1 protein-coding gene is annotated in these 6,650 nt (G+C 66.7%); it reads right to left on the bottom strand.

The genetic code is table 11. The annotated features are described in order from the left end of the window. Window positions 1-13 precede the first annotated feature (13 nt). A partial coding sequence (locus ACWGN5_RS41450; protein WP_453524116.1) for a golvesin C-terminal-like domain-containing protein occupies window positions 14-6,650 on the bottom strand: 6,637 nt, incomplete at its 5' end.

Here is a 6,650-nt window from a genome sequence, read left to right as displayed (position 1 = left end):
GTATTGGAGTCGGCTAGAACGCCGCCGCTCCGCCGGCGATCAGTCCCCCGGCTATGGGGAACAGGACGGGATCGTCGGCCACTCCGATTCCGGTGACGTCGTCCAGTGCGGCGGCGCCACCGAGCAGGAGTCCGGCGCCGAGCATGAGTGAACCCGTGAGCCAGTTGGGACCCGGCTCCGGAGCGGCGACGGGTTCGGCGACGGGCTGCGGCTGCGGCTTGGGCTGCGCCGTATTGCGCTTGTCGTACGTGATGACGCCCGAGCCCGGGTACGTCTTGGACGATGTCACGTCCAGCCATACACCCGGATCGTGAATGGCGGGCCCGGTGATGTTGAACGGAATGTCGAAACCGGCCTTCACGGTCCGATTGTCGTTGTTCTTCCTCAGCTGGGCCTGGAGGTCCCTGACATAATCGGCGACCTCGCCCACGCCGTCCTTCTCGGCCGCTCCGCCGAGGTGCTTCACCTCCCAGACGTACACGGTGTCCTGCGTCCACAGGAGCAGATCGGCTTTTCCGTTGTTCCCATTGGGCTTCTCGATCTTGTTGAGCGGATTGAGGCCGCCCTTCTGTACGGAGATGTCCTTCGTCGCCCTGCCCTGGAGCACCGAGTGGTTGAACCACAGCCAGGCGGCTGCCATCTCGATGGCGGAGTCGTGCGAGCGGGTGTAGGTGTCCCTGAGGTACTTGCCGAGGTTGAACTCCGGGTCGTCAGGCCTGTGACCGTCGAGCTCGACCAGGCTGGTGGGGTTGCCGCCGGTGAAGGCGTAGCGGTTGCCCGTGTACGGGTCACTGCCGAGGTTCATGTCGGCGAGGGCGCCGTTGTACATGTCCCGGGTGGTGAAGCGGTTGAGGCCCGGGTTGTAGTCGCGGAAGCCCATGTCGTACGTGCCGGACCCGGCGTCCCAGCGCTTGGCGTTGTAGCGGTAGGGGTTGTAGGCCTCGCGCGTGGGGTCCGCGGTGTCGGGCTTGTCGATGCCGGTGAAATCGGCCTTGTCGTCCGAGCCGTAGGCGGTGTAGCCGTAGGTGGCCTTGGTGTCGCCGGTGCTCGTCGTCAGGGTCTCGACATCGGTGTGGCTGTTGTAGCCGTAATAGCCGTCCTCCGTCGTTCCGTCGGTGTTGCGCTTGGTCTGGGAGAGGCGCTCCCCCCACGGGCTGTACTGGTACGACGTGGTCAGGACGCCCGCGACCTCCTCGTTCAGCACTTCCTTGGACAGGCCGAGGTAGGTGAAGTCGGTGGTCTTGCCGTCAGCGGTCTTGGAGGTCGTGCGATCGAGCGGGTCGAAGGTGTACTTCGTGGTCTTCATCGCGCCGCCGGCGTCCATCTTGCCGGACTCGACGACATGGTCGAAGCCGTCGTACACGCTCCGCTCGATGACCTGCCCGGCGCTGGTGACGGAGTCCTGGCGGCCGAACGGATCGTAGTTGTAGCTCGCCGAGGCACCTGCCGTAGTGGCCTTCAGGAGCCGGTTGCGGTCGTAGGTGAAGGTCGTGGACGTTCCCTTGACCGTCTGGCTGACGACGTTCGCGTTGTCGTCGTGGACGTAGGTCTCGGTCCCTGCGCCGTTGCCGGTCTTGACGGACTTGGCGAGACGGTTGGCCGGGTCGTAGGTGTAGTCGGTGGTGGAGTCGAGGTACGCCGCGTGGTTGTCGGCGTTCATCTTCTTCGCCGTGTCCTGCGCCTTGTTGCCGTTGGCGTCGTAGGCGTAGGTGTGCGAGGAGACCAGGGTCCCGTTGGGCTTCTTCTCCGTGGTGGCCTTGAGGGCCGTGTCGAGGTAGTAGGTGTGGTCGACCGTGTTGCCGTTGGCCTTGGTCTCCCGCAGCTTCTGCCCTCGGTCCGTGTACGTGTAGGACGTCACCTTGGGGGTGGCGTCGGTCGCCGTCTTGCCGACGGAGACCGTCTTGACCAGATCCCTGAGGTCGTACGTGTACCGGGAGAACTGGGCGGGGTGGGTGACCGTCTCGGGCCGGTTGTTGGCGTCGTAGGTGTAGGAGGTGGACTTCTTCTCCTGTCCGGCGAGCGCCTCCGTCACCTTTTGGACCTGGTTGAGGCCGGTGTAGGCGATGGTGTAGGCGTCGATCCCGGCACCGGAGGAGGTGTCGTCGATCGACGTCAGGTTGCCGTTGACGTCGTAGCCGTAGGCGAAGGTCTTCTTCTCGGCGTCGGTGTCGCCCGAGCTGTTGCGAACGAGCTTCACGCCGTCGGCGACGACCGCCCCGGCGCTGTTCTGGAACAGCTGGAGTCGTGCGGCGTTGCCCTGGGCGAAGGTGAACGACCCGAGGCTGACCCAGGAGCCGGCGCCCGTGGTCTGGTTGACGGTCTTGTCGGTCGTGCCCGCGGAGTGCGTGACCGTGTACTTCGCGGCCGTCGCGGCCCCTGCGATCTGGGGGTACTTGACGTAGGCGGTGTAGCTGCCGTCCTTGGGGATGTTCAGGGACCACGTGAAGGCGTCCGTCCCGGTGCCGGCGGCATGGACCTGGTGGTCGTAGCCCTGCTGGCCCGTCAGGTCGCCCTTCGTCCACGTGCCGGTGGAGGACGTGTTCTGCGTGTCGGAGTTGTCGACCAGGACGACCGCGGAGCCGACCGGCACACCGTCGTCGGACCTGGACTTCAGCTTCCCGTCAGGGAAGTACGACCACGTCATCGTGCGATTGGAGGAACCGCCCGCCGACGTCAGCGTACGGGCCGTCTGCTTGCCCAGTTCGTTGTAGTCGTAGGTGGCGACGATGTCCCACGGGTCGGTGGACGACTTCGCCCATCCGTTGTCGAAGTAGGTGTAGGTGGTGTCGTTGCGGACGGTTTGGCCGTCCGAGGGCGGCAGCGAGGTCTTGGCCACCCGGCCCACCGCGTCGTAGTCGGTGCGGGTGTAGACGTCCGCCTTGTTGTAGCGGGCGTCCGCCGTGTCGTAGGGCTGGAACTGCTTGACCGGGCGGTTCAGCGCGTCGTACTCGGTGCGCGCGGTGAAGTCGTCCGCGGCGGCCGTGTCCACGCCGCGCGGGGTGATCACCTTGGTGGTGTTGCCGACCTGGTCGTACTCGTACTTGGTCGTCCGGTACGTGATGCCGGGGCTCGTGCCCGTGTGCGGCACCTTGACCTGGGTCTGCTTGCCGCGCTCGTCGTAGGTGATCTCGGTGACGTTGCTCTCGGCGTCCGTGGTGGAGAGGACCAGAGAGTCCTTGTCGTAGGACCGGCCGGTGAACTTGCCCGCGGCGTCCGTGACCCGCGTGACCCGATGGTTCAGGTCGTACTCGGTCTTGGTGGTGTAGTCGCCGGTGTCCGGGGTCGCGTTCTTCTTCGGGTCGATGACCGTGACGGCGTTGCCGACGGTGTCGTACTCGTACGAGACCTTGTCACCCACGGCGTTGACGGTCGAGGTGAGCTGGTCGATCGCGTCGTAGGTGTTGGTGGTGAGGTAGTCGTTCGGGTCCGCGCTGGTCGCCGTGCCCTTCGGCTCGGTCGTCGTCTTGAGGTTGCCGACCTTGTCGTAGCTGTAGGCGGACTTCCGCTCGGGACCCGTCGCGGTGTCCTTCGGCGCGGTCGCCGCGGTGATCTGGTCCGTCGCGTCGTACACCGCCGTCGAGACCGCGCCGTTGGGAGCGGTGGAGGTGACGATGTTGTTGTTGGCGTCGTACACCGGCGCAGGCGTCGTGATGAGGGCACCGGCAGCCTGGTCCTTGGGCACCGTCATGACCAGCGGGCGGCCGAAGGTGTCGTAGGTCTGCGTGGTCCGCTTCCCCAGCGCGTCGGTGACCTCGGTGACCTGGCCGCGCTCGTCGTAGACGTACGACGTGGACTTGTTCAGGGCGTCCGTGATCGTCGCCGGGTAACCCGTCGGGCCGAACTGGCTGTAGGCCGTCGGGTTGCCGTTGGCGTCGATGACCTTCGTCTGCTGTCCGTACGCGTTGTACTCGTACGTGGTCGTGTAGTCGCCGGCCACGGACGTGGTGGCCACGCCCTTGGGGTCGGTGACCGTCGTGAGATTGCCGTAGGCGTCGTAGCCGAACTGCCACTTCCGGCCCTCGGGCGAGGTCTTGGTGGCCAGGTCGGCGGAGTACCCGTCCAGTCGGGTCTGGTAGCTGTACCGCTGCGCGTTCGCCGGGTAGGTGCCGGGTGCGCACTCGGCGGACGTGGGCACGCCGCTCTTGTTGTTCTCGGCGTCACGCGACCAGAGGGGGTAGCCGGTCTTCTGGTCGTAGCAGTAGGCCGTCTTGGCGCCGTTGGCCTCCTCCAGGTAGGTGACGTTGTTGTCGGCGTCCCACGACATCTTCGTGGTCTGCGACTTGGCGTTGGTCGTCTGGACCGGGCGGCCGAAGTCGTCCGTCACGTAGACCGTGGCACGGGACTCGGCGTCGGTGACCTTGGTGTCGGTGAACTTGGCGTTCCCGGCGTTCACCGAGTAGGCGAAGCCCGTGGTGCCCTGGAGACGGTCGGTGATCGTCTTGGTCCACCAGTGGTACTTCGGGTCGTCCCCGGCCTGCGGCGCGTAGTAGGCCATCGTCGTCGCGTTGCCGCGGGGGTCGGTGACCTTGACCAGCTTGACGTTCTTGTTGCCCTGGGTGGCGTCGTACTCGAAGGCGAAGACCTTCGGCTGGGTGGAGCCCGCGCCGTCCGTCAGCTTCGTGAGGAGGCCCTTGTCGGAGTACTCGAAGGTCAGCTTGCGGCCGGAGATGTCGGTCATCGACTTGACGTGGTCGATGATCTTCGGGTTGGAGCTGTCGGCCTTCGTGTAGTACTCGACGGTCAGCGACTGCCGGCCGGCCGGGTCGGTGACGTACTTCAGGAACTTGGTCGGCTTGTTGTTCGACTTCCGTTCCTCGTACGTGTAGGTCTGCGTGTTGCCGTTCTTGTCGACGACCGAGGTCATGTAGCCGTCGCAGCCGAACACGAAGCGCGTGCCGTCGGGACGGGTCAGCGTCCAGGCGTCCGGGACCGGGTCCTTCAGCGGAGTGCAGTCCAGGCCGGCCTTGGGCGTCACCCGGTAGTGGACGCCGGCCGGGGCCTTCCACGAGCCGTCGGCCTGCTTGCGGAACACGTGGGTCGTGCCGTCGCCGTCCGGGAGACGTATCTCGGTGGGGTTCGGCTTGGGGTGGAACTCCAGCGGGGCACCGAGCCGGATCGGGCCGGACAGCTGGAAGGACCAGCCGTGGCCGGAGACCGTGTCGGAGGTGTCGAGGCTGTTGTACGCGAACCGGGCGAACGTGGAGAGGCCGCGGCCGGGGTTCGTGAACGCGTTGTACGACCAGACGCTGTTGCCCGACGCCAGGTTGTTCATGACGGTCGAGCCGGAGCCCGTGTTCTTGCCCGTGTACGAGTAGAACTTCTCCATGCCGAGCTGGTTGGAGGTCGGGTCCTCGACGGCCACGCTCTGCCTCAGGCCGGGGATGCCGGAGGTGCCCGAGGTCCAGGCGCCCGTGGTCTTGTTGTAGACGTCCCAGGTCAGGACGTAGTCGGTGCGCTTGTTGCCGTTGTCCGAATTGATCGGGGTTCTCACCACGGCCTGGAGATCGACGCTGTCACCCGGGGCGACGTTCGCCGGCAGCACGGTCTGTACCTGGTTGCCACCGGTGGTCGCGTCCGTCCCGTCGGGGAGGGTCCACTTGTACGTGAGGACGTGATCGGCGGTGTTCCACGTCGACGCGGTGGTGTTGGTGAGGGTGAAGTCCACCGTGTAATCGGTGTTCGGCGTCATACGGGCCGGGGTCTGCGGCGCGTAGTACGTCGACTCGGTGGTGGAGTCGATGTACGTGACCACGATCCGCGGCGCGAGCCGCGGCTCGGTGCCCTCGGACGACAGGAACAGGGTCCGCTCCTGCCGGGCGACCTCGTCGGCCATCTTGATGGCCACGCCCTTGTGCGAGGACGGCGTGGTCACCCAGGACTGGGCGAGGGAGGTGACGTCCCAGTCGTGCCGGGCCGGATCATTCGTCATCGCCCCGACGTCACCTACGGAGGCGCCGAGGTCACCGCCCTGCGAGGTCCAGTTCGTGGCGGCATCCGCCTTCACCCAGGTCGCGGACTCGTCGAAGTCGCGGGTCAGCGGCCGCAGTTCGTAGACGGCGCCGGTGGTGTCCTGGGCGGTCTGCGTGGACCAGAGGCGGACCTTGGCGTCGAGGACCCGGGCGCTGGTGGGGATGCCGAGGGCCGGGAGCTTCAGCAGGGCGCGGGTGTCCTCGTAGGTGGCGGAGTTGTTGCCGACGCTGAGCCAGTTCTTGGGGCCGCCGTCGTCGAGGGTGTCGTGGGCCGTGGTGGGCTGTGCCGAGGACAGGGTGGTGTCCTGGGTCGCGGCGTACACCTTGGTCGTGCGGCCGGCCTTGGGCAGGCGCACGAGCTGGGTGGGAGCGGCGACGACCTGTCCGTCCTTCGTCTTGACCGCGACCATGTAGTAGTAGGCGCGGCCGTACGGGTCGGGGTCGTCGCCCTTGGTCGGCACGGCCGTGGTGTCGGTGAACGACGTCGTGCCGGGTGCGACCGGGGCGACCAGGGTGGCCGCCGAGGGGGTGAAGGTCTGGTTGATGGAGCGGTGGACCTGGTACTCGACGAGGTCGTCGCCGGTGGCGACGGGGTCCTTGTCCTGGTACGTGGACCAGTTCAGCTCGGCGCCGGTGTCGTGGATGGTGGTCGGGGCGGAGAGGTCGACGCCCTGACGGCCG

The organism is Streptomyces sp. NPDC055815 (genome assembly GCF_053616475.1).
Note: the sequence above shows the minus strand (reverse complement) of the source record. Positions and strands in the feature narration are given on the sequence as shown.